21 protein-coding genes are annotated in these 24542 nt (G+C 74.7%); 10 read left to right on the top strand and 11 right to left on the bottom strand.

From position 1 onward, the window contains the following. Window positions 1-137: 137 nt before the first annotated feature. The 8 genes from QK440_RS01175 to QK440_RS01140 all read right to left on the bottom strand — a co-directional run bounded on the left by QK440_RS01175 (window position 138) and on the right by QK440_RS01140 (window position 9238). Window positions 138-1103, bottom strand: a complete 966-nt coding sequence (locus QK440_RS01175; protein ID WP_282791012.1) for an ABC transporter permease — start codon at window positions 1101-1103, stop codon at window positions 138-140. 56 nt (window positions 1104-1159) lie between these two features. Continuing rightward, window positions 1160-2755 (bottom strand): ABC transporter substrate-binding protein, encoded by a 1596-nt coding sequence (locus QK440_RS01170; RefSeq protein WP_282791011.1) that lies wholly within the window; start codon window positions 2753-2755, stop codon window positions 1160-1162. 111 nt (window positions 2756-2866) lie between these two features. Then, on the bottom strand, window positions 2867-4087 hold the full coding sequence (locus QK440_RS01165; RefSeq protein WP_282791010.1) for an acyl-CoA dehydrogenase family protein: 1221 nt from the start codon (window positions 4085-4087) through the stop codon (window positions 2867-2869). After that, a complete protein-coding gene (locus QK440_RS01160; RefSeq protein WP_282791009.1) occupies window positions 4084-5280 on the bottom strand; it encodes an acyl-CoA dehydrogenase family protein in 1197 nt (398 codons plus the stop codon). Before QK440_RS01160 ends, QK440_RS01165 begins: the two co-directional genes overlap by 4 nt. Next, window positions 5277-6254 (bottom strand): NADPH:quinone oxidoreductase family protein, encoded by a 978-nt coding sequence (locus tag QK440_RS01155; RefSeq protein WP_282791008.1) that lies wholly within the window; start codon window positions 6252-6254, stop codon window positions 5277-5279. Before QK440_RS01155 ends, QK440_RS01160 begins: the two co-directional genes overlap by 4 nt. Before the next feature lie 73 nt (window positions 6255-6327). Next, window positions 6328-6879, bottom strand: a complete 552-nt coding sequence (locus QK440_RS01150) for an XRE family transcriptional regulator (protein ID WP_282791018.1) — start codon at window positions 6877-6879, stop codon at window positions 6328-6330. Between the two features lie 243 nt (window positions 6880-7122). Further along, on the bottom strand, window positions 7123-7887 hold the full coding sequence (locus QK440_RS01145) for a PIG-L deacetylase family protein (RefSeq protein ID WP_282791007.1): 765 nt from the start codon (window positions 7885-7887) through the stop codon (window positions 7123-7125). Window positions 7888-7927: 40 nt separating this feature from the next. Further along, complete coding sequence (locus QK440_RS01140) at window positions 7928-9238, bottom strand: alpha/beta fold hydrolase (protein WP_282791006.1); 1311 nt, start codon at window positions 9236-9238, stop codon at window positions 7928-7930. Between the two features lie 164 nt (window positions 9239-9402). Here QK440_RS01140 and QK440_RS01135 point away from each other — a divergent pair, with 164 nt between their 5' ends. From QK440_RS01135 to QK440_RS01120, 4 genes are read left to right on the top strand one after another with little or no spacing between them, the layout of a single operon-like run. After that, a complete protein-coding gene (locus QK440_RS01135; protein WP_282791017.1) occupies window positions 9403-10155 on the top strand; it encodes a (Fe-S)-binding protein in 753 nt (250 codons plus the stop codon). Further along, the gene (locus QK440_RS01130; protein ID WP_282791005.1) at window positions 10152-11780 is read left to right on the top strand and encodes a lactate utilization protein B; all 1629 of its coding nucleotides are present in this window, start codon (window positions 10152-10154) and stop codon (window positions 11778-11780) included. The genes QK440_RS01135 and QK440_RS01130 overlap by 4 nt, the downstream gene beginning before the upstream one ends. After that, complete coding sequence (locus QK440_RS01125; RefSeq protein WP_282791004.1) at window positions 11777-12436, top strand: LUD domain-containing protein; 660 nt, start codon at window positions 11777-11779, stop codon at window positions 12434-12436. The genes QK440_RS01130 and QK440_RS01125 overlap by 4 nt, the downstream gene beginning before the upstream one ends. A 22-nt stretch (window positions 12437-12458) precedes the next feature. After that, window positions 12459-13622 (top strand): betaine/proline/choline family ABC transporter ATP-binding protein, encoded by a 1164-nt coding sequence (locus QK440_RS01120; RefSeq protein WP_282791003.1) that lies wholly within the window; start codon window positions 12459-12461, stop codon window positions 13620-13622. A gap of 185 nt (window positions 13623-13807) precedes the next feature. On the opposite strand, the gene QK440_RS01115 is transcribed toward QK440_RS01120, so the two are convergent. Genes QK440_RS01115 through QK440_RS01105 form a run of 3 tightly spaced genes read right to left on the bottom strand, consistent with a single transcriptional unit; the run spans window position 13808 to window position 16112 of the window. Further along, window positions 13808-14761 carry an ABC transporter substrate-binding protein gene (locus QK440_RS01115; protein WP_282791002.1) on the bottom strand — a complete coding sequence of 318 codons (954 nt, stop codon included), beginning with the start codon at window positions 14759-14761 and terminating at the stop codon, window positions 13808-13810. Further along, complete coding sequence (locus tag QK440_RS01110) at window positions 14758-15438, bottom strand: ABC transporter permease subunit (RefSeq protein WP_282791001.1); 681 nt, start codon at window positions 15436-15438, stop codon at window positions 14758-14760. The genes QK440_RS01115 and QK440_RS01110 overlap by 4 nt, the downstream gene beginning before the upstream one ends. Further along, a complete protein-coding gene (locus QK440_RS01105) occupies window positions 15435-16112 on the bottom strand; it encodes an ABC transporter permease (protein ID WP_282791000.1) in 678 nt (225 codons plus the stop codon). The genes QK440_RS01110 and QK440_RS01105 overlap by 4 nt, the downstream gene beginning before the upstream one ends. Window positions 16113-16793: 681 nt before the next feature. Between QK440_RS01105 and QK440_RS01100 the strand changes: the two genes are divergently transcribed. From QK440_RS01100 to QK440_RS01075, 6 genes are all read left to right on the top strand, one after another. Beyond that, window positions 16794-18302, top strand: a complete 1509-nt coding sequence (locus tag QK440_RS01100; protein ID WP_282790999.1) for a glycoside hydrolase family 3 protein — start codon at window positions 16794-16796, stop codon at window positions 18300-18302. 601 nt (window positions 18303-18903) lie between these two features. Further along, window positions 18904-19932 (top strand): phytanoyl-CoA dioxygenase family protein, encoded by a 1029-nt coding sequence (locus QK440_RS01095; RefSeq protein WP_282790998.1) that lies wholly within the window; start codon window positions 18904-18906, stop codon window positions 19930-19932. Window positions 19933-19946: 14 nt separating this feature from the next. Beyond that, the gene (locus QK440_RS01090) at window positions 19947-21278 is read left to right on the top strand and encodes a DUF6271 family protein (RefSeq protein WP_282790997.1); all 1332 of its coding nucleotides are present in this window, start codon (window positions 19947-19949) and stop codon (window positions 21276-21278) included. 19 nt (window positions 21279-21297) lie between these two features. Continuing rightward, window positions 21298-22512, top strand: coding sequence for a type III PLP-dependent enzyme (locus QK440_RS01085; protein ID WP_282790996.1), 1215 nt, complete (start codon window positions 21298-21300; stop codon window positions 22510-22512). Further along, window positions 22513-23139: a GNAT family N-acetyltransferase gene (locus QK440_RS01080; RefSeq protein WP_282790995.1), complete on the top strand. Its 627-nt coding sequence runs from the start codon at window positions 22513-22515 to the stop codon at window positions 23137-23139. A 5-nt stretch (window positions 23140-23144) separates the two neighbouring features. Then, on the top strand, window positions 23145-24473 hold the full coding sequence (locus QK440_RS01075) for an MFS transporter (protein ID WP_282790994.1): 1329 nt from the start codon (window positions 23145-23147) through the stop codon (window positions 24471-24473). Window positions 24474-24542 lie beyond the last annotated feature (69 nt).

The following is a 24542-nucleotide window of genomic DNA, read 5'->3' as shown; positions in this document are numbered from 1 at the left end:
CCCGGGGCCCCCCCCCTCCCGCCCGCCCCCCCGCGGGGGTGCCCCGCCGGGCGCCCCCCCCCCCCCCCCCCGGCGGGGGGGGGGTCGGCGCGGCCCCCCCCCCCCCCCCCCCCCCCCCCCACCGCCAGGCGGTGGTCTCAGCCATCGAATCCCACCCTCGGGTCGGCGAGTCCGTACAGCAGGTCCGCGAGCAGGTTGCCGAGCAGCACGGCGGCCGTCGCGAGCGCGGTGAGCGCGGCGAGCAGCGGGAAGTCCACGGAGGTGGCGGCCCCCACGGTGGCCGCGGCGATGCCGGGCCAGCTGAAGACGGTCTCCACGAGGAGCGCGCCGGTGATGAGTTCGGGCACGCGGGAGCCGATGAGCGTGAGCACCGGCAGCATGCCGGAGCGGAAGGCGTGGTGCAGCAGGACGGTGCGCTCGGCGAGGCCGCGGGCGCGGGCGCCGCGCACGGGGTCGTCGCCGAGCGCGTCGCCGACGCCCTGGCGGACGTACAGGACGAACCACGGGAGCTGCGAGATGGCGAGGACCGTGGCGGGCAGGGCCAGGTGGCTGGTGACCTGGCCGAACGTCACGGTCGTGCTGGCGGTGTCGGTGAGCCCGCCGGCGGGCAGCACGTCGAGCTTCAGGGCGAACAGCCACATGGCGAGCAGCCCGAGCCAGAACGGCGGGGCGGCCTCCAGGGTGTAGGCGAGCGAGGTGACGCACCGGTCGAGCCAGCCGCCGGGGCGGCGCGCGGCGAGCACGCCGAGGGCGCTGCCGGCCAGGATCGCGACGACGAACGCGGTGGCGGCGAGCAGCACCGACCAGCCGACGCGCTCGGCGATGGCGTCGGCGACGGGCTGGCGCAGCGTGCTGGAGTCGCCGAGGTCGCCCTGGAGGGCGGCGGTGAGCCAGTCCCACCAGCGGCCGACGAGGGGCTTGTCGACGCCGAGGTTGGCGCGCAGCTGGTCGAGGTTCTCCTGGGACGCGGTGAGCCCGGCCGTGCCCGCGTAGGCCTTGACCGGGTCGAAGGGCGAGGCGTCGGCGACGGCGAAGACGCCGAAGGTCACGACGAGCAGCACCGGGACGGCGAACACGGCCCGCCGTCCCACGAGCCGGGCCATGGGCCCCCAGGGGACCCGGCGGGTACCCCGGGGGCGCCGTGTGTCGGACGCGGAGGTCACTTCTGCGGCTGCCAGTCCTCGACGTTCCACCACGGGCCGGAGGCCAGGCCGTGGTCGTGCGGCTCGACCTGGGTGGACAGGTTGCCGAAGGCCTTGTCCACCACGTACAGGTGGTCGATGTGGGTGAGGAAGGTGTAGCCGGGGTTCTTCACCAGCTCGCGCTGGATGGTGTCGTACGCGGCCTGGCGCTTCGCGTGGTCGCCGCTCCTGCGGGCGTCCTCCAGGGCCTTGTCGACCGTGGGGTTGTCGTAGTGCGCCATGTTGTTGAAGCCGTCCCCGGCGAGGGAGGACTTCAGGAGGGTGTACTGGTCGAAGTCGGGGTCGGCCGGGGAGCCGCCGCCCGCGAGGACGGCGTCCTTGGGCATGCGCGGCTCGATGACCTCCCAGGTCCCGGACTGCACCTCGATCTTGATGCCGAGCTTCTTGGCGTCGGAGGCGTAGGCGAGGGCGTGCTCCTGGCGGAGCTTGTCGCCGGTGAGGTACCAGAGCGGGAAGGCCGCCTTGACGCCGTCCTTCTCGCGGATGCCGTCCTTGCCGGGCTTCCAGCCCGCGTCGTCGAGGATCTTCTTCGCCTTGGCCGCGTCGAAGGTCCGCTCGGTGCCCTTGGTGAACCAGGGGCTGTCCGTCGGGACGGGGCCGTAGGCCTCCTTGCCCGCGCCTTCGAGGATGGAGTCGACCATGGCCTTGCGGTCGACGCCGAGGTCGAGGGCGCGCCGGACGGCGGTGTCGCCCGCGACCTTGTTGCCGGTCGGCAGCGTCACGACGCGGTAGTCGAAGGTCTTGGCGGCGTACGTCTTCTTGTCGCCGTCGCCCTTGAAGGTCTTGGCGAGGTTGGGCGGCAGGATGGCGCCGTCGAGGTCGCCGGTGCGCAGCCGGGTGGCGCGCACGTCGTCGTCCTTGATGATCGCCATGGTGAAGTTCTTGATCTTCGGCGCGCCGCCCCAGTAGTCGGGGTTGGCCTTGAAGACGAGCTTCTCGCCCTTGGACCACTTCACCAGCTCGTACGGTCCGGTGCCGATCGGCTTGGTGGAGAAGTCGCCCTTGTTCACGTCCTGCTTGCCCGCGACGTGCTCGGGCGCGATGGGCAGGACGGTGCGCTCGGCGAACGGCGCGTAGGGGTACTTGAGGTGGAAGACGACGGTGCCGTCGCCCTTGGCCTCGACGCTCTTCAGGGCGTCCAGCTCGGTCTTGGAGGCGTTGTTCGTCTTCTTGTCGAGGATGGTCTCGTACGTGAAGACGACGTCCTTGGCGGTGAAGGGCTTGCCGTCGCTGAACTTGACGCCCTTGCGCAGTTCGTAGGTGTACGTCCTGCCGCCGTCGCCGACCTTCGGCAGCTTCGCGGCGAGCGCGGGCTTCAGCTTCATGTCCGCGTCGTGCGTGAGCAGCCCGTCGAAGATCTTGGAGTTGCCGTCCTTGCCGTAGCCGAGGAGCGGGCTGAGGGTCTCGGGCTCGTAGGCGATGCCGACGACGGCCGAGTCCTTGGCGCCGTCGGCGCCCTTGCCGTCGTCCGGCGCCGAACAGGCCGACGCGGCGACCGCCAGGGCGGCGGACGCCGCGACCGCGCCCGTGGTCCGTATGGATCGGGCCCTCATGCTCCACACCCCTACTGAAGATCAATCCTTCTTGCGAACGACTCGCAATTATGCCTCACGGCCGGGGGGTGTCCGCCTCGGGTCCCGTACGGTGACCGGTTCCCGTCCAGGTCAGGGCGCAACCGGAGCGGGAAGGTCCACAAGGGCCGCCAGGGTCTCGCGGTGCCGGCCCGCCGTGCCGAAGGCGATCGCGTCGGCCTTGGCCCGCTTCAGGTACAGATGGACGGGGTGCTCCCAGGTCATGCCAATGCCGCCGTGCAACTGGAGCGCCTCCTCGGCGGCGCGGACGGCCACGGGCCCGGCGTAGGCCTGGGCGAGCGCGGCCGCGAGGTCCGGCTCGTCCCCGCCGGTGGCGAGGGCGGCCGCGGCGTGCCGGGCGGCGGCACGGGTGTGGACGACGTCGAGCCAGAGCCGGGCGAGACGGTGCTTGAGCGCCTGGAAGGAGCCGACGGGCCGGTTGAACTGGTGCCGCTCCTTGGTGTACCGGACCGTTTCCGCCAGGCACCACTCGGCGAGGCCGAGCTGTTCGGAGGCGAGGAGCCCGGCGCCGGAGCGCAGGCCGCGGCGGACGGCCGCCGCCGCTTCCCCGGCGTCCTCGGTCAGGGGCCGCGCGACGGCCCCGCGGAGGGTGACCGTGGCGAGCGGCCGGGTGCGGTCGAGGGAGGTGCGCGGGGTCACCGTGACCCCGTCCCGGTCCGCCTCGACGGCATACAGACCGCCGTCGGCGGGGACCAGCAGCACGTCGGCGGCGCCCGCGTCGGCGACACCCGTCACGGTGCCGTGCAGCGCGCCGCCCTGGTGGCGTACGGGGGTGCCGTGGGGCGCGCCGCCCTCACCGGGTGCGGGAGTGCCGTGCGGCGCCTCGTCGCGGGGGTGTACGGGGGCGTCGTGCGGCGCTGCGGCCCCCGGGCGTACGGGAGCCGCGTCCGGGGCCGTGGCGAGACTGACCGCGAGGACGCCGATCGTGCGGCCCGACGCCAGGGCGGCGAGGAGTTCGGCCGCCGTGCCGCCCGCGCAGCCGAGCAGCGTCTCGGTGGCGACGACCGCGCTCGTCAGATAGGGCACCGGCGCCACCACGCGGCCCAGCTCCTCCAGGACCACGGCGGCTTCGCGGTGCGTGGCGCCCTGGCCGCCGCGCTCCTCGGGGACGAGCAGGCCCGCCAGGCCCATGCCCTCGGCCAGGGTCTTCCACAGCTCGCGGTCGTGCGGCCGGGGGGACTCGGTGCGGGCGAGGACGGCGGCGGCGTCGCACCGGTCGGCGAGCAGGTCACGCACGGCCGCGCGCAGCGCCTCCTCGTCCTCGGTGTACAGCAGGTCGCTCGGGGCGTTCATCGGCTCAGGTCCTTCCAGGCGACGTCCTTGTCGGTGCGCGGCTCCGGCGGCAGGCCCAGGACGCGCTCGGCGACGATGTTCAGCAGGACCTCGCTCGTCCCGCCCTCGATGCTGTTGCCCTTGGCGCGCAGATAGCGGTAGCCCGCCTCGCGCCCCGTGAAGTCGACGTGCTCCGGGCGCCGCAGGGTCCAGTCGTCGTACAGCAGGCCCTCCTCGCCGAGGAGTTCCACCTCCAGGCCGCTGATCTCCTGGTTGAGGCGGGCGAAGGTGAGCTTCATGCCGGAGCCCTCGGGCCCCGGCTGGCCCGCGACGAGCTGCTGGCGCAGGCGCTCGCCGGTGAGCCGGGCGACCTCGGCCTCGACCCAGAGGGTGAGCAGGCGCTGGTGCAGGTCGTGGGTGCGCAGCTCGGGGCGCTCGCGCCAGGCCCGGGCGACGGGCTCGATCATGCCGCCCTCGCGCGGCAGGCGCAGGCCGCCGATGGCGACGCGCTCGTTCATCAGGGTGGTCTGCGCGACGCGCCAGCCGTCGCCGACGTCCCCGAGCCGGTGGGTGTCGGGGACGCGCACGTCGGTGAGGAAGACCTCGTTGAACTCCGCCTCGCCGGTGATCTGCCGCAGCGGCCGCACCTCGACGCCCGGGTCGGTCATGTCGCAGACGAAGTACGTGATGCCGCGGTGCTTGGGCGCGTCCGGGTCGGTGCGGGCGATGAGGATGGCCCAGCGGGCGAGGTGGGCGCTGGAGGTCCACACCTTCTGCCCGTTGACCACCCAGCCGCCCCCACCGTCGCGGATGGCGCGGGTGCCGAGCGCGGCGAGGTCGGAGCCCGCGCCGGGCTCGCTGAAGAGCTGGCACCAGACCTCCTCGCCGACCCACAGGGGTTTGAGGAAGCGCCGCTTCTGGTCCTCGGTGCCGTACTGGAGGATCGTCGGCGCGGCCATCCCGAGGCCGATGCCGATGCGCCGCGGGTCGTTGTCGGGGGCGCCCGCGGCCTGGAGCTCGTCGTCCACGACGGCCTGGAGGGAGCGTGGCGCGCCGAGGCCGCCGAGGCCTTCGGGGTAGTGCACCCAGGCGAGGCCGGCGTCGAACCGGGCGCTCAGGAAGTCCGCCCGGTCGGTGGTCGCGGGCGGGTGGGCCGCGAGGAAGTCGCGGGTGCGGCGCCGCAGTTCGGCGGCGTCGGGCGCGGTGGGTGTCATGCGGGCGCTCCCTCGGTGAGGCGGGGCAGGACGACCACGCGGCCGGTGGTGACGCCGTCGGCGACGCGCTGCACCGCGGCGGCCGCGCCGGCGAGTGGCACGCGCTCGCTGACCAGCGGCTTGACGGCGCCCTTGGCGGCCAGGTCGGTGAGGCGCTCGTGGCAGTCGAGGATCGCGCGCGGGTCCTTGGCCGCGTACAGGCCCCAGTGCAGGCCGACGATGGAGTAGTTCTTCACCAGGGCGTGGTTGAGGGCGGGCGCCGGGATGGTGCCGCTCGCGAAACCGACGACGAGGACGCGGCCCTCGAAGGCCACGCACTTGGCGGACTGCGTGTACGCCTCGCCGCCGACGGGGTCGTAGACCACGTCGGCGCCGCGGCCGCCGGTGGCGTCCTTCACCGCCGCGACCACGTCGTCCTCGCGCCGGTCCACGACCACGTCGCAGCCGAGCTCGCGGGCGGCCCGCGCCTTGTCCCGGCCGCCGACGACGCCGATGACGCGGGCGCCCGCGGCCTTGCCGAGCTGGACGGCGGCGCTGCCGACGCCGCCCGCGGCCGCGTGCACGAGCAGCGTCTCGCCCGCCTGGAGCCGGGCCCGCCGGTGCAGGCCGAACCAGCCGGTCTGGTAGCCGATGTGCAGGGCGGCGGCCTCGGCGTCGTCGAGGGCGTCCGGCGCGGGCAGCAGGGCGGCGGCGTCCGCGAGCGCGTACTCGGCGAAACCGCCGTGCGGCAGGGCGGGGTTGGCGATGACGCGCCGCCCGTCGGGGGTCTCGCCGCAGATCTCCACGCCGGGCGTGAACGGCAGCGGCGGGGTGATCTGGTACTGCCCCCGGCACAGCAGCGCGTCGGGGAAGTTGACGTTCGCGGCGCGGACCTTGAGCAGCACCTGGCCGTCACCGGGCACCGGGGTGTCCGCCTCGGTCAGCCGCATCACCTCGCCCGGCTCGCCGTTACGGGGTACGTGCCATGCGTGCATGCGGGGCCTCCACGGGGCGGTAGCGGACCGTACCCGCGCATACTAAGCGGTCGCTTGCCTCAGCGGAACAGGGTCACCCGGACGCCCCCGGCCGCGCCTTGGGCTTGGCCCGGACGTGCATGCGCTCCCCCTGCGGCCCGAACAGGCTGAGGTACTCGGCCGGACCCTCGCTGGTGGCACCGAACCAGTGCGGCACCCGGGTGTCGAACTCGGCGGCCTCCCCCGCGGTGAGCACCACGTCGTGCTCGCCGAGGACGAGGCGCAGCCGCCCCGACAGGACGTACAGCCACTCGTACCCCTCGTGCGTGCGCGGGTCGGGCTCCACCGCGGTCCGGGGTGGTTCGATCACCTTGTACGCCTGGAGTCCGCCGGGCTGGCGGGTGAGGGGCACCATCGTGCGGCCGTGGCGGACGATGGGCTTGGCCCGGACGCGGGGGTCGCCGACGGGCGGGGCACCGACGAGTTCGTCCAGCGGGACCTGGTGGGCGCGGGCGATGGGCAGCAGCAGTTCCAGGCTCGGCCTGCGCCCGCCCGACTCCAGGCGCGAGAGCGTGCTGACGGAGATGCCGGTGGCGGCGGACAGCTCGGCAAGCGTCGCGCCGCGCTCCTTGCGAATCCTGCGCAGGCGCGGCCCGACGGCGGTGAGGACCTTGTCGGTCTCCCCGCCGTCGCCCTCGTGCGCCTGACCGCCCTCCGCCTGACTCGCGGGCACCTGGCTCCCCTGCGCCTGCTTCGCGGACGCCCGGCTCGCGGACGCCCGGCTCGCGGACGCCCGACCGCTGCCCTGCGCCTGGCTCCCGTGCGTGTGACTCTCTGCGGATCCCATGCGCTCATTGCAGAATCAGCAACGCGGTATGTCAAACCCGCATCAACGGGCGAAGACCTCGAAGGCCACCGCGGGGACCCCGTCGAAGCGCGGCGCGAGCTGCTCGGCGAAGCCGGTGAGGAAGGAGCGGCAGTACTCCTCCGGATCCTCGTCGGTGAGCGCCTCCAGGTAGGCGCGGTGCTCCAGCAGGGACCGGACGGAACGCTCCAGACCCGGCCGGGCGTCCACCGCGTGCGTCGGCCGGTCCGTGCCGGCCACGGCGACCCAGCGCACCCCGTTCCACGGCTCCAGGCCCCGCTCGGCGAGGTCGGGGAAGATCCAGCGGTTGCCCGCGTCGGCGACCGCGTCCATGGTGGCGCGGCCGACGGCGACGTGGTCCGGGGTGTTCCAGGCGGCTCCGCCGCCCCACGTGTCCTGGTAGTTGAGCGTCACGACCAGCTCGGGCCGGTGCCTGCGGATCGCGGCGGCGATGTCGCGGCGCAGCGCCGTGCCGTACTCGATCACACCGTCGGCGTGGTCGAGGAACTCGACGGTGCGCACGCCGACGACGGCCGCGCTCGCGCGCTGCTCCCGCTCGCGCAGCGGCCCGGCCTCGGCGGGCGCCAGGGTGTCGATGCCCGCCTCGCCCCGGGTCGCGAGGAGGTACGCCACCTCGCGCCCGGCGTCCGTCCAGGAGGCGATCGCCCCGGAGCAGCCGTACTCCAGGTCGTCGGGGTGGGCGACGACGGCGAGGGCCCGCTGCCAGTCCTCGGGCATGGGGGCCAGCGGGGCGGGCCCGGTCGTGCTGGTGTGCTGCGGCTCGGTCATGCGCGCACCCTATCCAGCGGCACCCGTGCCCTTCACGGCATCAGATCTCGCCCCGGACGAGGCCGAGGAGCCGGTCGAGGACCCGGGGGCCGCTCGCGCGCAGTCCGTCGTGCTCGTACTCGTCCGTGACCCAGGTGCGCAGGCCCCGGATGGCGCGTGCGGTGCGCAGGGAGTCGGCGGTGTCGACGTACAGGTCGTCGTGGTAGACGGCGGCCGCCACCGGCACGTCGTTCGCGGCGAGGCGCTCGGCGTCGTACAGCGGGACCCAGTCGGTGCGCGCGGCGAGCAGGTCCGCGGTCTCGCGCAGCGGCCGCAGCGCCGGGTCGCAGTCGAACATCCAGCGCTGGACGGCCTCCCCGGTGAACAGGACCGGTTCGCCGCCCGCGAGGCTCTTGCCCGCGTCGAACCGGGGGAACTCGGCCCGCACCCGCTCGGCGGACCAGGCGGTGGGCCGCCCGTCCTGCGCGTAGCAGGCCTCGTGCAGGACGGCGTACAACGGGTGCGCCGCGTACGACAGCAGGGCCTGGACCTGCTCCTGGAAGGCGTCCGAGAGGGCCGGTCCCGCGGCGGTGCGGACGAAGGCGTCCTCCAGGAGGTAGTGCAGGCGGTGGCTGCCGTCGCCGGTGCCGAGGAGGATGCCGAGGGACTGGAAGGCCTCGGCGGTGAGGCGGTAGCCGCCGTTCAGGACCGGCTCGTGCTCGGCGGCGTACTCGGCGATCCGCCGGGCGCGCTCGACTTCCCCCGGGTAACGGGCGTAGTGGGCCAGGGACTTGCGCTCCATGCGCGGGTAGGCGGCGCGGTAGACGTCGTCCGCGTGCCCGTCCAGCGTCGGCAGGCCGCCGGTGATCAGCGCGGCGTCCAGGCCCTCGGGCGCGGCCGAGAGGTAGTGGACGGCGCAGAAGCCGCCGAAGCTCTGGCCGAGGACGGTCCAGGGGGCGCCGCCGGTGACCTCGCGGCGGATCGCCTCGCAGTCCCGCACGATCGCGTCGGCGCGGAAGTGCCGCAGGTAGTCGGCCTGTTCGCGGGGGCCGCCGCGCAGCGGCAGCGTCTGGCGGTTGGCGGGCGTGGAGGCGCCGGTGCCGCGCTGGTCGAGGAGCAGCACGCGGTAGTCGCGCAGGGCCCGCCCGAGCCAGGCCTGGGCGCCGGCGAACCGGTGCGCGCCGAAGCCGGGGCCGCCCTGGAGGTACACCAGCCAGGGCAGCCGCGCGTCCTGCCGGGAGGCGGCCACGCACTCCCGGGCGAACAGCTCGATCTGCTCCCCCGCCGGGTCGCCGTGGTCGAGCGGCACGCGGAAGCGGCGGTCGGTCAGCACGACCCCGGGCTGGCGGTACTGACGGTAGGTCACGGTCAAGGCGACTCCTCCGGCACGTCTGCGGCACGGCTGCGGCGCGGCTGCAGCAGGTCAGGGGCCCGCCCGGGTGCGCGGGCGGGCCGGTCGGACGCGAGGGCTCCCCCAGGCGCCCCCGTCAGATTACGCTGCCCATACATCCGATGATCGACGAGGAGGCACGCGCCTTGCGTATCGCTCTCTTCCTGACCTGCGTCAACGACACGCTGTACCCGAACACCGGCCGTGCCACCGTGAAGCTGCTGACCAGGCTGGGCGTCGACGTGGACTTCCCGGAGGCGCAGACCTGCTGCGGCCAGGCCCACTACAACACCGGCTACCGCCACCAGGCCGAACCGCTGGCCCGGCACTTCTCCGATGTCTTCCGGGGCTACGAGGCGATCGTGACGCCCTCCGGATCGTGCGGCGCGATGGTGCGGGAACTCTACCCGCGCCTCGGTGAGCGGGCGCGGGCCGAAGGCCGCGGCGGCGGGCTCGCGACGGCCCTGGCGCCCGTGGTGGCGAGGACGTACGAGCTCACCGAGTTCCTCGTGGACGTCCTCGGCGTCACCGACGTCGGCGCGTACTACCCGCACACGGTGACGTACCACCCCACCTGCCACGGCCTGCGCTCGCTCGGCCTCGGCGAGCGGCCGGTGCGGCTGCTGCGGGCCGTGCGCGGGCTCGATCTGGTGGAGCTGCCGGGCGCCGACGAATGCTGCGGCTTCGGCGGCACGTTCGCGGTGAAGAACCCCGACGTCTCGGCGGCGATGGGCGCCGACAAGGTGCGGCAGGCCCGGTCCACCGGCGCCGACGTGCTGTGCGCGGCGGACAACTCCTGCCTGATGCACCTCGGCGGCACGATGGCGCGGCTGCGGACCGGCATGCGGCCGGTGCACATCGCGGAGATCCTGGCGAGCACGGAGGAGGTCCTGGCATGAGCGGCACCTTCCTGGGCATGCCCGGGCCGCGCCCCCGCGCCGGCGGCGCGTCCCCTCCGCCCCCCGGCGGCGCGCCGTCCGCGTCCGCCCGCGCCGGGTTCCCTCCCCCGTCCGCCGCTCCCGCCTTTCCGGAGGCCGCCCGCGCCGCCGTGCGCGACGCCACCCTGCGCGCCAACCTCCGCCACGCCACGCACACCATCCGCGACAAGCGCGCCCGCGCCGTCGCCGAGCTGGACGACTGGGCGGAGCTGCGCGAGGCGGGCAAGCGCATCAAGGACCACACGCTGCGCCACCTCGACCACTACCTGGTGCGCCTGGAGGAGGCGGTCACGGCGGCGGGCGGCACCGTGCACTGGGCGGCCGACGCCGACGAGGCCAACCGCGTCGTGACCCGGCTCGTCAAGGAGACCGGCGAGCGGGAGGTCGTCAAGGTCAAGTCCATGGCCACGCAGGAGATCGGCCTCAACGAGGCCCTGGAGGCCGCGGGCATCCGCGCCTACGAGACCGACCTCGCCGAGCTGATCGTGCAGCTCGGCCGGGACCGGCCCTCGCACATCCTGGTCCCCGCCGTCCACCGCAACCGCGGCGAGATCCGGGACATCTTCCGCACCGAGATGGGGCGCTGGGGCCGCCCCGCCCCGGACGGGCTCACCGACACCCCCGCCGACCTCGCCGAGGCCGCGCGGCTGCACCTGCGGGAGAAGTTCCTGCGCGCCAAGGTCGGCATCTCGGGCGCCAACTTCATGGTCGCCGAGACCGGCACGCTCGTCGTCGTCGAGTCCGAGGGCAACGGCCGCATGTGCCTGACGCTGCCGGAGACCCTCATCTCCGTCGTCGGCATCGAGAAGGTCGTGCCCACGTGGCGGGACCTGGAGGTCTTCCTCCAGACGCTCCCCCGCTCCGCCACGGCCGAGCGTATGAACCCGTACACGTCGATGTGGACCGGCACGAGCGACGGTCCAGCCGGGGAAGGTGACGGGCCGCGCGCCTTCCACCTGGTGCTGCTCGACAACGGCCGCACCGACACCCTCGCCGACGACGTCGGCCGCCAGGTGCTGCGCTGCATCCGCTGCTCGGCGTGTCTCAACGTGTGCCCGGTGTACGAGCGGGCGGGCGGGCACGCCTACGGCTCGGTGTACCCCGGGCCCATCGGCGCCGTCCTCGGTCCGCAGCTCCGCGGGACGCGGAGCGCGCTCGACGCCTCGCTGCCCTACGCGTCCTCGCTGTGCGGCGCGTGCTACGACGTGTGCCCGGTCGCCATCGACATCCCCGAGGTGCTGGTGCACCTGCGGGAGCGGGTCGTCGAGGGCGGCGAGGTGACCCGGCGGGGCGTGCGGGTCCGGCTGCGACCCGCCCGGGGGCACGCCGCCGAGCGGGCGGCGATGCGGGCCGCGCGGTGGGTGCTCGGGCGCCCGAAGGCGCTGCGCGCGGGCCAGCGCCTGGCGTCCCGCACCCGCGGTCTCCATCCGCGCACCCTGCCCGGGCCCGGCAGGGCGTGGAGCGCGAGCAGAGACCTGCCGGAGGTGCCCGCCGAGCCATTCCGGGACTGGTGGCGCCGTACGCGTACGGACGCCGCGCCTGCGGAGACCAGCCGTGCGCGGACAGGGAAGGGCGGCCCGCGGTGAGCGACAGGGACGTGGTCCTGGGGCGGATCGGACGGGCCCTCGGGCCGCGCCTGCGGGACCCGGACGCGACGTACGAGGACGCCGTCGCCCGCGCCTACCGGCGCGGCCCCGGCGACCGCGCGCAGGAGCGGGGCGCCGGTGTCCTCGACCTGCTCGCCGGGAACCTGGCGGACTACCGGGCCGTCGTGCACCGCGTGGACGGCGACGGCCTCGCGGACCTGCTGGCCCGGCTGCTCGCCGGGCGCGGCGCGCGCAGGGTGCTCGTGCCGCCGGGCCTGCCGCCCTCCTGGCTGGCCGCGGCCGCCGTGGAGCAGGTTCCCGACCGGGCGGCCGACACCGCGTACGACCTGGACCGCGTCGACAGCGTGGTGACGGGCTGCGCGGTCGCGATCGCCGCAACCGGCACGCTCGTCCTGGACGGCTCGCCCGACCAGGGCCGCCGCCGCGTCACCCTGGTCCCCGATCACCACGTGTGCGTCGTACGGGTCCCGGACCAGGTCGTCGCGTCCGTGCCCGAGGCGCTCGGGCGGCTCGACCCGCGCCGCCCGCTGACCTGGATCTCCGGGCCGTCCGCGACCAGCGACATCGAACTGGACCGGGTCGAGGGCGTGCACGGGCCCCGCACCCTGGAGGTGGTGCTGGTGAGCGGGGTGTGACGGGCGCGGTTAGCGTGAGGGAATGATCCGGTTCGAGCATGTGACCAAGCGCTACCCGGACGGGACGACGGCCGTGGACGACCTCTCCTTCGAGGTCGCCGAGGGCGAGCTGGTCACGCTCGTGGGCCCGTCCGGCTGCGGCAAGACGACCACCATGATGATGGTCAACCGGCTCGTCGAGCCCACGTCGGGCCGCGTCCTCGTGGACGGCGCGGACATCGCGGGCGTCGACCCCGTGCGGCTGCGCCGCCGCATCGGCTACGTCATCCAGCAGGTCGGCCTCTTCCCGCACCGCACGGTCCTCGACAACGCGGCGACCGTGCCCGCGCTCGTCGGCTGGAAGCGGGCCAGGGCGCGGGCCCGCGCCGCCGAGCTCCTGGACCTGGTGGGCCTCGACCCGAAGACGTACGGCTCGCGCTACCCGGAGCAGCTCTCCGGCGGGCAGCGCCAGCGCGTCGGCGTGGCCCGGGCGCTGGCCGCCGACCCGCCGGTGCTGCTGATGGACGAGCCGTTCGGCGCCGTCGACCCGGTGGTGCGGGAGCGGCTGCAGAACGAGTTCCTGCACCTCCAGCGGACCGTGCGCAAGACCGTCCTGATGGTCACGCACGACATCGAGGAGGCCGTGCGGCTCGGGGACCGGGTCGCGGTGTACGGGCAGGGCCGCATCGAGCAGTTCGACACGCCGGGCGCGGTCCTCGGGGCGCCCGCGACGCCGTACGTCGCCGAGTTCGTGGGCGCCGACCGGGGCCTGAAGCGACTGTCGGTGACCGCGATCGAGGCGGACGACCTGGAGCAGCCGCCGCTGGCCCGCCTGGAGGAGCCCGCCGACCGGGCGGCGGCCCGGATGCGGGCCGACGGCGCGCGCTGGGCGATGGTCCTGGACGCGGGCGGCGATCTGCACGGCTGGGTCGGTGTCGACGAGGTGAGGCTCGCCGGGGACGGCGCCACGGTCGGCGACCTGGCCCACCGCATGAACGCCTGGCTGCCCGTGGGGGCCTCCCTGAAGCAGGCGTTCGGCGTGATGCTCCAGCACGACGCCGGGTGGGTCGCCGTGGTGGACGGCGCCCGCTTCGTCGGGGTCCTCACCCCGGCGAGGCTGCACGAGGCGCTGCGGCGGTCGGTGGACGCGGAGGCCCACGGGGTGGGGCGGGGGGAGGTGGAGTTCTCCTCCGTCTCCGACGCGTAGCGCTGCGCTGGCTGAGCGGGGGTGGGGCGGGGGTGGCCCCTGCCCTCTTGTTCAGCCTGCCTGGTTTTTTCGTGGGTGCCCCTTGCCCCGTGTGTGCGTCCCGTCCTTGCGGTTCGTTGTGGCTGGGCGCGCAGTTCCCCGCGCCCCTTGCGGGCGCTTCTGATGGCAGCCGCGGTGGTGGGCTTCTACAGCAGGCCCTTGTCCTTCAGGTATGCCTTCGCCACGTCCTCCGGGAGGCGCCGCCAGCTGTCGACCCGGCGGTTCATGTCCGCCAAGTCGCCTGTGGTGAGCACGGTGTTGAGGCGGCCGAGGGCGCGGGCCACGCGGTCGCCGCCCGCGCGGGAGCGGTTGACCACGGGGACCACGGCGTCGGCGTTCTGGAGGCGCTTGTCGTCGGCGAGCAGCACGAGGCCGAACGCGTCGAGGGTGGCGTCCGTCGACGTGGTGAGGACCATCTGGTCCCGGCCGCTCTGCACCGCCTTCTTGGCCTGGGTGGTGCCGACGCCCTTCGGGTCGACGGCGGTGATGTCGATGCCGTACACCTTTTCGAGCCCGGGGGCGCAGTACGGCCGCCGTACGCACTCGTCGCCCGCGGCGAGCCGCACCTTCAGGCCCGAGGCGCCCAGGTCGGTGAGGGTCTTGAGGCGGTGTTCGCGCGCGTAGGAGGCGGCGACCGCGAACGCGTTCTGGTCCACGGCCCTGCCGGGGTCGAGGACGGCCAGACCGCGCGGCGCGGCGAGCGCCCGCAGGGCCCTCATGGTCCTGCCGAGGTCGGGCGAGCCGACGGGCTCGGCGTCCGCGCCGTGGGTCCTGGCGTTCAGCCAGTCGGCGAACGTCGCCGCGTACTCGGGCACGACGTCGATCTGCCCGGCCTCCAGGGCGGGTTCGTACAGCTCCCGGTTGGCGACGGACAGGAACTCCGTGTCGTACCCGGCCTCCTCCAGGAGCAGCGCGTACATGTGCGCGAGCAGGTCGCTCTCGGTGAAGCCCGCCGAGCCGACGACGAGGTGGTCGCTGTCGCCCGGCGGCCCGGTGACGTCGCCGCGGTGCTCCAGGGCGGGGCCCGTGGCGCAGCCGGCCGCCGTGAGCAGGGCGGCCAGGGCGAGGGCGGCGCGGGCCGGCCGGGGGCGCCGCGTCATCGCGCCCTCCCCCGGCGCCGGGCCGGGCCGGGCGCGAGCCGCTCGGCCGCCTCGAAGAGGCCCTCGACGACCAGGGCGAACGCGGCGACGAGCACCGCCCCGGCGACGACCTGCGGGGTGCTGGCGAGGTTGAAGCCCGCGGTGATGATCCGGCCGAGCCCGCCGCCGCCCGCGAGGGCCGCGAGGGTGGCGGTGGCGACGAGCTGGACGGCGGCGAGGCGCACCCCGCTCATGATCAGCGGCAGCGCGAGCGGCGCCTCGACCCGCCACAGGAGCTGCCACCCGGTCATGCCCATGCCGCGGGCCGCCTGGACGACGCCGCGGTCGACCCCGCGCATGCCGACGTAGGCGTTGGTCAGCAGCGGCGGCACGGCGAAGAGGACCAGGGCGACGACGGTGGGCCCCTGCTCCCAGGTGCCGACCGGCGTGAGGAGCAGCAGGACGAGGACCGCGAAGGTCGGCACGGCGCGGCCGGCGTTGGAGAGGTTGACGGCGAGGGCCCCGCCCTTGCCGAGGTGGCCGAGGACGAGCGCGACGGGCAGTGCGACCAGGCAGCTCAGCAGCAGGCAGACCACGGTCAGCACGAGGTGCTGGGCGAGCCGGTGCCCGATGCCGTCCTCGCCCGCCCAGTGCGCGGGGTCGCCGAGCCACGCCCAGGCGTCGCCGAGGGTCTTCACGCGCGGGCCGCCCTCGTCCAGGGCGTGAGCAGCCGCTGGACGCCGAGCAGCAGCACGTCGGCGGCCACGGCGATGGCCACGCACAGCACGGAGGCGGTGAGCACCTGCGCCTTGAAGTAGGTGTTCATCCCCGCGTAGATCAGGTTGCCGAGGCCGCCGAAGCCGACGATCGCGCCGACGGTGACGAGCGAGACGGCGGAGACGGTGGCGATGCGCAGGCCCGCCATGGCGGCGGGCAGCGCGAGCGGCAGTTCGACGGCCAGGAGCAGCCGGACCGGCCCGTAGCCCATGCCGCGGGCGGCCTGGCGGGTCTCCTCGGGCACGGCGCGCAGCCCGGCGAGGATGTTGCGCACGAGCAGGGTGAGGGAGTAGAGCACGAGCCCGGCGACGACGAGCGACGCGGACAGGCCGTACACGGGCAGCAGCAGCGAGAACATCGCGAGGGACGGGATCGTGTACAGGACGGTGGTCAGGCCGAGGACGGGTCCCGCCGCGACCCTCCAGCGGCGGGCCACGAGGGCCAGCGGCAGCGCGACGGCCAGCGCGGTCAGGACGGAGACGGCGGTGAGCTCCAGGTGCTGGAGGACGGCGTCGAGCAGGATGTGGCGGCGGGTGCTCAGATACGTGCCGCAGATCCACTCGTTGCGGGCCAGGCAGTCGTCCGGGGGCGTCACCCGTCCATTCCACCGGCGGGTACGCGGGACGGCGCGTGGTGTTGGCCCGTACGGGGGCCGCCCGTCCGGGGGTCGACGCCGGGGCGCCTGGCCGCGGTGGCCGGTCCTCGCGGGTGGCGCCCGGGGTCCGGCACGGTCGTGGGCGCGTCCGGCCGGGCGACCGCGGGCCCCCCCCCCCCAGCGGCCGGCCGGGTGCGTCCCGCCCCGTCCTGCTCCGTCCCGCCATCCCGCTCCGTCCTGCTCCGGTCGGCCGAATGCGTCCCGCTCCGTCCGGCCCCGGCCCGCCGGACGTCCGCCGCCTCCCCTCCGCCCCGGTCGGCAGCCCCTCTCCGCCCCGGTCGGCCGACCACCCGGCACCCGCGCCCACCAGCGCGGATTCCCGCTGCCGTGTGGCGTCCCGGACCTGCCCCGGCGCCCTCGCCCGCGCAACCGCGGGCGGGGCCAGCCCCGCGGCCCGCGGGTGGACGCGTACGCCGCAGCGCTTCGAGGCGGTGCGTGCCCGAGTCGCCGGAGGGGCGCAAGTCACCCCTCGGCCAGGGCAATTAAGGCCATACCGACGCAACGGGACTCCTTGACACCCCGGATTGGTATAGGCCAACATCCGGCTCGGTCGCCCGCTTCGCCGCGGTCCACCGATGATGCCGACCGCACTGCCCGCCGCGCGCCCCTGTGGAGGTCCCCATGGCAAGCACCAGTCACCCGCACCTCACCCGTCTTGCCAACGCCGTCCTCCAGCCCGGGTTCGTGGGCACCACCGCGCCGGACTGGGTGCGGCGCAGGATCGCCGACGGACTGGCCTCCGTGGTGTTGTTCGGGCGCAACATCGAGAGCCCGGAGCAGGTCGCCGCGCTCACCGACGCGCTGCGCGCCGAGAACCCCGACCTGATCGTGGCCATCGACGAGGAGGCGGGCGACGTGACCCGCATCGCCGCGCGCACCGGCGCCTCCTGGCCGGGCAACCTCGCCCTCGGCGCCATCGACGACGCCGAGCTGACCGAGCGCGTGGCCCGCGACATCGGCCGCAGACTGCGCGAGATCGGAGTGTCGCTGGACTTCGCGCCGAGCGCGGACGTGAACTCCAACCCGATGAACCCCGTGATCGGCGTGCGGTCCTTCGGCGCGAGCACGGACGTCGTCTCCCGGCACACCGCCGCCTGGATCCGCGGCCTGCAGTCCGCCGGGGTCGCGGCCTGCGCCAAGCACTTCCCCGGCCACGGCGACACCAACGTGGACTCGCACCACGGCCTGCCGCGGTTCACCGCCGACGCGGACACCGTCGCCCGCACCGCGCTGCCCCCGTTCACCGCCGCGATGGAGGCGGGCGTCCGCGCCGTGATGACCGCGCACATGCTCGTGCCCGCGTACGACGCCGAGCTGCCCGCGACGCTGAGCCCCGCGATCCTCGGCGGCGTGCTGCGCGGCCGGCTCGGCTTCGGGGGCCTGGTCGTCACCGACGGCATCGAGATGGGCGCCGTGTCCGGCCCGTACGGCATCGCGGGGGCCACCGTCCGGGCGGTCGCCGCGGGCGTGGACGCGGTGTGCGTGGGCGGCGAGAACGCCGAGCAGGCCACGGCGGACGACCTGCGGGACGCCCTCGTGCGGGCGGTGCTCGACGGCACCCTGCCCGAGGAGCGCCTGACCGAGGCGGCGGACCGGGTACGGGAGTTCGCCGCCTGGTCGGCCGGGCTCGGCCGGGACGCGGCCCCCGCGCCGGACGCCTCCGACATCGGCCTGGTCGCCGCCCGCCGCGCGGTCCGCGTGCACAGCGGGTCCGGCGCCAAGCTGCCCCTGACCGCCGACCCGCACGTCGTCGAGCTGTCCCCGACGATGAGCCTCGCCGTCGACGGCGCCACGCCGTGGGGCGTGGCCGAGCCGCTGCGCGCGCTGCGCCCCGGCACCACGTCCGTGCGCGTCTGCGAAGCCGAACTCGCGGGCGAGGCGGACCTCCTGGACCGGGTCGCCCTCGCCCCCGCGACCGGGCGGGAACTGGTCGTCGTCGTCCGGGACGCGGCCCGCCACCCCTGGATGTCCCGCGCGCTCACGGGCCTGGTGAGCCGCCGCCCCGACGCCCTCGTCGTCGAGATGGGCGTGCCCGCGGGCGACCGGGTCGGCGCCGTCCACCTGACGACGTACGGCGCCACCCGCGTGTCCGGCATCGCGGTGGCGGAGGTGCTTGCGGGGGCCGCCTGAGCACGCTCACGGCCCCGCGGGTCGCGGGACCTCGCGCGGGAGCACCGGACGGCAGTGCCGCGACGACGGTCCTCGGCCACCGGGGCGTCCCCCGGGAGACGACGGTCCCGGGACGGCTGAGCACCTGGACAGCCGCCGTCACGGCGCGTGCGGCGGCCCTCACCGGACAGTGCCCGCCGGGCCGCGCGTGGCGCCCGACAGCCGCCTCCGCACGCCGCTCACCAGTGCTTACGCTCCTTCCGGGCAGCGTGCGGGGCCCTGCGGGCACGCCAACACTCCTCGTACGGACGGGGCTTGACTCCGCCGTTGGCCTGGTCCATCTTTGTAGCAACCCGAGACTGGTCTAGTCCTTTTTGCGGCCACCCGTGAGGGCCGCCGCCCCGCACCAGCCACCACCGTGTGGCCCGAACCCACTCCGGGGGCGCGTCGCGCCCGGCCCCTCCTCGCGGTCCGGTGAACACCGCTGTTCCCGGCCCGCGCCGGCGGCGGCGCCTCCGCCGTTTTCGACCCGACTCCGCCCAGAGGTCCCCCCACGCGCGGAACCGCGGAGCCGCGGTCGCTCCTGCCCATGTCACCCGCACCCACGCCCAGGAGTACGAGCATGCCCGCATCCGACGCCTACCTGCACCGCGCCGCCTCCGCGACCCCGTACTTCAGCGCGGACGGCGAGACGTACCTCGCGCCGACGCCACTCAAGGACATCCGCAAGTCCCGCCCGCTGCGGGTGCTCTCCGAGGAGGACCACACCTTCTGGCAGACGTACGGCTACGTGGTGGTGAAGGAGGCGATACCCGCCGACGCCGCGCGCCGACTGCTCGACTTCACCTGGGAGTTCCAGGGCCTCGACCGCGAGCGGCCCGAAACCTGGTACGAGGAGCGGGAGTTCCGCACCGACCTGGAGCGGGACCTGTACGTCTACGGCTTCGTGGAGGCGTACCACCACCAGCTCATCTGGGACAGCCGGCAGACCCAGCGCGTCTACGACGCGTTCGTGGACGTGTGGGACTGCGAGGAGCTGTGGGTGACCCTGGACCGGCTCAACCTCAACCCGCCCAACGTCAGGAACCGCTCCCGCTCGCTCATCGAACCCACCGACACGGGCTTCGACATCGAGCTGCACTGGGACGTCGACTCCACGCTCAGCGTGCTGCCGCAGCGCGTCCAGGGCATCATCGCGCTCCACGACACCCGGCCCGAGCTCGGCGGCTTCCAGTGCTCGCCGGAGCTGTTCCGGCAGTTCGACCGGTGGAAGCTCGACCAGCCCGCCGACCGGGACCCGGTGCGGCCCAACGCCGACCGGGAGCGGTTCCCGGTCGTCAGGCCCGAACTCGGGGCGGGTGACCTGCTGATCTGGAACGGCATGCTCGCGCACGGCGTGGCGCCCAACACCTCGGCGGACGGCGTCCGGGCGGTGCAGTACCTGTCGATGATGCCCGCCCTGGAGGAGCACCACGCCCTGCGGAAGTCCCGGATCGAGTCCTGGCGGCACCTGTCCACGCCGGACTGGAACGTCACGCTGGTCGGCGACGCCCGCAAGCACGAATCCGAGCGCTACGGCACCGCCACGCTCAACGAACTGGGCGAGAAGCTCCTCGGCCTGACGTCCTGGCACGCCGACGACGCCCGGTGAAGCGGAGAGCCGCCATGCGCAAGATCTGCCTCACCCTGCCCACGAACAGGGCGTGCGCCCCGATGGTCACGGCCCTGGGCGCGGAAGCCGCCCACGCCGCCGCGCACTTCGGCGTCGAGGTGCACCTGCTGGTCCTCGACTCCTCCGGCCCGGACGCCTTCGCCGCCCACGCCCGCGCCGCGCGGGCCCTCACAGAGGTGCCGGGCGTCGTCGTCCACCACCTCGACGAGGCCGCCCAGCGCGCCTTCCTGCGACAGGTCGTCGAGCGCTCCGGCCTGCCCAAGGGCGAGCTGCTGCTCGACCTGATGCTGCCCGCCCGCCTGTCGTACGGCGCCTGCACCAACCGCGCCTTCCTCATCGCGGCCGCCCTCGGCTGCGACTCCGTGCACCGCCGGGACTCCGACAGCAGCTACCAGGTCCTGGACGGCGAGACCGTCTTCCCCGTGCACCACGAGCTGACGTCGCTCGGCAGGCGGGCGGGCGACGCGGCCCAAGGCGTGACCGAGACGGCGCTCGACCCGGCGCACGCGGACAAGCCGGTGGTCCTCGTGGGCAGCTCGTTCATCGGGGAACTCTCCGTCGACATCGGCGAGATCCTCGCCCTCGACCCCGCCGTGTACCACGACGTCGTCAGCCTCTGGGCGCCCGCCGCCTGGCCGCAGGAGGAGAAGCGGGCCCTGGTCGAGGAGTCCTTCAAGGGCGCGGGCACCGAGCCGTTCACCGGGGACCGGGCGGTGCTGACCCTCGTCGACCCCATGCGCGTCGACATGTGCAACATCGCCTTCCACCAGGTGCACGAACGCGTGCCGCTGCCCCCGGCGACCGACACCATCGGCAGCGACTACTTCCTGCTGCACGTCGTGTACAACGGCACGCTCCCGGGCGTCCTGCACAACCGCAACATCGTCAACTTCTACACCGGCGAGCGGCGCACCGACCCCGGCTTCCACGCGTACCAGACCCGCTTCACGAAGTTCTTCCTGTCGATGCTCTACCTGAACCACGTCTACGCCGGGCTCGCCCGGGCCGGGGCGTCGCTGCTCGACGAGCGGTACGGGGTCCGCGCCGCGCGCGTGGCCGAGCTGGTCCGCGCGTCCACCCGCCTGGACACCGCCGAGAACGAGGACCGCCTGGACGTCATCGAGCGCTCGTACCGCAAACTCGGCGGCCGCTACGCCGAGTTCGCCGCGGCGCTGCCCGCCCGGCGGCGGCGCCTCATCGACGAGGCCCGCTCGGACATGGAGGACTTCGCGCTGCTCATCGACGCCTGGGGAGCGCTGGTCGGGGCGAGCGCGGGCACGGACGTGCCCCGCCTCGAACCGCGCGCGCCCCGGCAGGAACGCTAGCGAGGAACAGGTCATCGACATGTACGTCAGCACACGGCTGCGCGCGGCCCTGGAGGCCGCGACCGAGGACCGGATCGTCTACGACCTGCCGGGGATCGAGGAGCAGTACGAGACGCTGCGGCGCGAACTGCCGGGCGTCGACGTCCGGTTCGCGATGAAGGCCTGCCCACTGGACGAGGTGCTCACCACCCTGGCCCGGCGCGGCGCCGGCTTCGACGCGGCCAGCCCGCACGAGATCGCCCAAGCCCTGGCCACCGGCGTGCCGGCCGGGCGGATCCACTACGGCAACACCATCAAGTCCGACCGGAACATCGCCGAGGCGCACCGCCTGGGCGTCCGGGACTACGCGACCGACAGCGTCGAGGACGTCCTCGCGCTCGCGGCGCTCGCCCCCGGCGCCCGGGTCTTCTGCCGCCTCGCCACCGACGGCGAGGGCGCGCTGTGGGGCCTGAGCCACAAGTTCGGCTGCTCCCCCGCCGACGCGCTGCACGTCCTGGAGACGGCGCGGGACACCGGCCTCACCCCGGCGGGCCTGTCCGTGCACGTCGGCTCCCAGCAGATGACGGCCGAGGCCTGGCGCGCCGCCCTGGAGCGGATGGCCGACGTGGTCGCGGCCCTGGCCCGGCGCGGCATCCACCTGGACCACGTCAACCTGGGCGGCGGACTGCCCGCGCTCGGCTACCGCGACCGGTACGGCAGGCCCCTCGAACCACCCCTGGACAAGATCTTCGCCGTGATCCGCGAGGGCATGCGGCGGCTGCGGGCCGCCTCCCCGGCGCCGCTGGACTTCGTCATCGAACCGGGCCGCTACCTGGTCGCCGACCACGGCGCCGTCCGGGCCCACGTCTCCCGGCTCTCCGCCCGCGGGCGGGGCGCGGGGGAACGGCGGCACTGGCTGTACCTGAGCTGCGGCAAGTTCAACGGCCTGTACGAGATGGACGCCCTGCAGTACGCGCTGGTCTTCCCCACGCACCCGGACGGCGACCGCGTCCCCGCCGTCGTCGCGGGGCCCACCTGCGACAGCGACGACGCGTACAGCCACGAGCTGAGCCCCGTGCGCGTGCCCCGCGCGGCCGCTTCGGGCGACCCCGTGTGGGTCCTCTCCAGCGGGGCGTACGCGACCAGTTACACCACCCAGGGGTTCAACGGCTTCGGCCCGCTGCCGTGCACCTGGGTACGAGGCGGGCACGACGCCCCGACCGGGTCGGGCCACGGGCCGGAAGGGGTGCGGTAGATGGGCGCCGACGCACCCGCCGGGGCCGGGGCGCCTCCCGGCGCACGGGGTTCCGGTCGTTCCGGGACACGGCCGTCCGGGATCCGCATCCGGCACATCGCCGAGGGCGACTGGGACGGCATCGCGGCCCTGGAGGCCGAGGTGTACACCCCGCTCGGCCTCTCCGAGGGCCGGGCCGCGCTGGAGTCGCGGGCCCGCGCCTCGCCCGGCACCTGCTTCGTCCTGGACGACGGGCACGCGGCGGTCGGCTACGTCCTGGCGCTGCCCTACCCGCCGTTCCACTGCCCCGACCTGAGCCGGGACGAGGGCGCCGCCCTCCCCTCGCGCAACCTGCACCTGCACGACCTCGTCGTCGCCGGGGACCTGCGCGGCCACGGGCTCGCGCGGCGGCTGCTGCGCCACCTGTCGGCGACCGCGCGCTCGCGGACGTACGAGCGGATCTCCCTGGTCGCCGTGGGTGGCAGCGACACCTACTGGGCGGCGCGGGGCTTCGCCGCCCACCCCGAGGTCCCCCTGCCGGACGGCTACGGACCGGACGCGCTGTACATGTCCCTGCCCCTGACGGCGACGGCCCCGCCGGCCGCCCCTCACCAGGCCACCGACCCACAGGAAAGACGAAGAGGCTGATGCACATGTTGCGTGTTCGCGATGAGTTTCGCCGGACACAGGTGGCCATCGCGGCGCTGTTCTGCGTCCTCGGCTTCCAGTACGCCACCTGGGCCGCGCGGCTGCCCGCGCTCAAGTCCCGGCTCGGGCTGAGCGAGGCCGAGCTCGGCCTGCTCCTGATGGCCACCGGCGTCGGCGCCGCCGTGTCGTTCCCGCTGGTCGCCGTGTTGACACGGCGGTGGGGCTCGCGCCGCCTGGCGTTCGTCTCCGCGCTCGTCCTCGGCCTGCTCCTGCTCGTCCTCGCCGTGGCGCCGAACTACCCCGTGGCCCTGCTCGTCATGGCCGCCGACGGCGTGGCGGTCGGCTGCCTGAACGTCGCCATGAACGCCCAGGGCGCCGCCCTGGAGTCCCGCTACCGGCGCACCGCCATGGCCAAGCTGCACGCGACGTTCAGCGGCGGCTCGCTCGCCGCGGCGCTGCTCGCGTCCGGCACCAGCGCGGTGACATCCTCCGTCGCCGTGCACTTCGGGGTGGCCGCCGTCCTGGTGCTGCTGCTCGCGATGTACGCCGAGCCCGACCTGCTGGCCGATGACGGGCCTGGTGACGGGTCCGCGGACGAGCCCGCGGAGAAGAAGCGCCGCCGCCGGGGCCTGCCCGCCGCCGTGACGCTCTGGATGGGCTTCGCCATGGTGTTCGGCACCGTGGCGGAAGGCGCGATGAACGACTGGTCGGCGCTGTACCTGAAGGACGTCGCCGACGCCTCCGCCCGCGTCGCCCCGCTCGGCATCGCCGTCGTCTCGGTGATGATGGTGCTCGCGCGCCTCTTCGCCGACGGCTGGCGCACCCGCTGGGGCGACGGCCGCGTGGTCCGCGTGGGCAGCGTCCTCGCCGCCGCGGGCCTGGCCTCCGCCCTGCTCGCCGGAGGCGTCGTACCGGCCCTGATCGGCTTCGCCTGCATGGGCCTCGGCCTCGCCGCCGTCACGCCGTGCGTGTACGTCGCCGCGGCGCGGCAGGGCTCCGACGCGCTGGCGCTCGTGGCCGCGATGGGCACGACCGGGCTGCTCGCCGGGCCACCCCTCATCGGCTTCCTCGCGAGCGGCACCAGCCTGGTCTGGGGCATGGCGGCCGTCGCGGCCTCGGCCCTGCTCGTCGCCGCCTGCGCGCTGCGCATCCGCTGGACCGGGGTGCCGGGGACGCAGGACGGGGCCGGGGCGCGGGAGGGAGGGGAAGCGCCCGAGGCGACAGCGGCCGAGACGTCGGTGGCCGAGACGGGAGCGGCTGAGGTGGGAGCGGCCGAGGCGGGAGCGGCTGATGGGGCCCTGTCCGTGGACCGGCCCAAGAGTTCCGCGAGTTGAGGCTTTTCGACCGCATCGTTCCGATATCGGTCCGGGACATGCCGCGCCACGCACGATATTGATCACTCG

The sequence above is a fragment of the Streptomyces sp. CC224B genome, assembly GCF_030010595.1.
GTDB classification, from domain to species: Bacteria; Actinomycetota; Actinomycetes; order Streptomycetales; family Streptomycetaceae; genus Streptomyces; species Streptomyces longispororuber.
The sequence above is the reverse complement of the archived record's forward strand: the minus strand, read 5'-3'. Positions and strand labels throughout refer to the sequence as shown.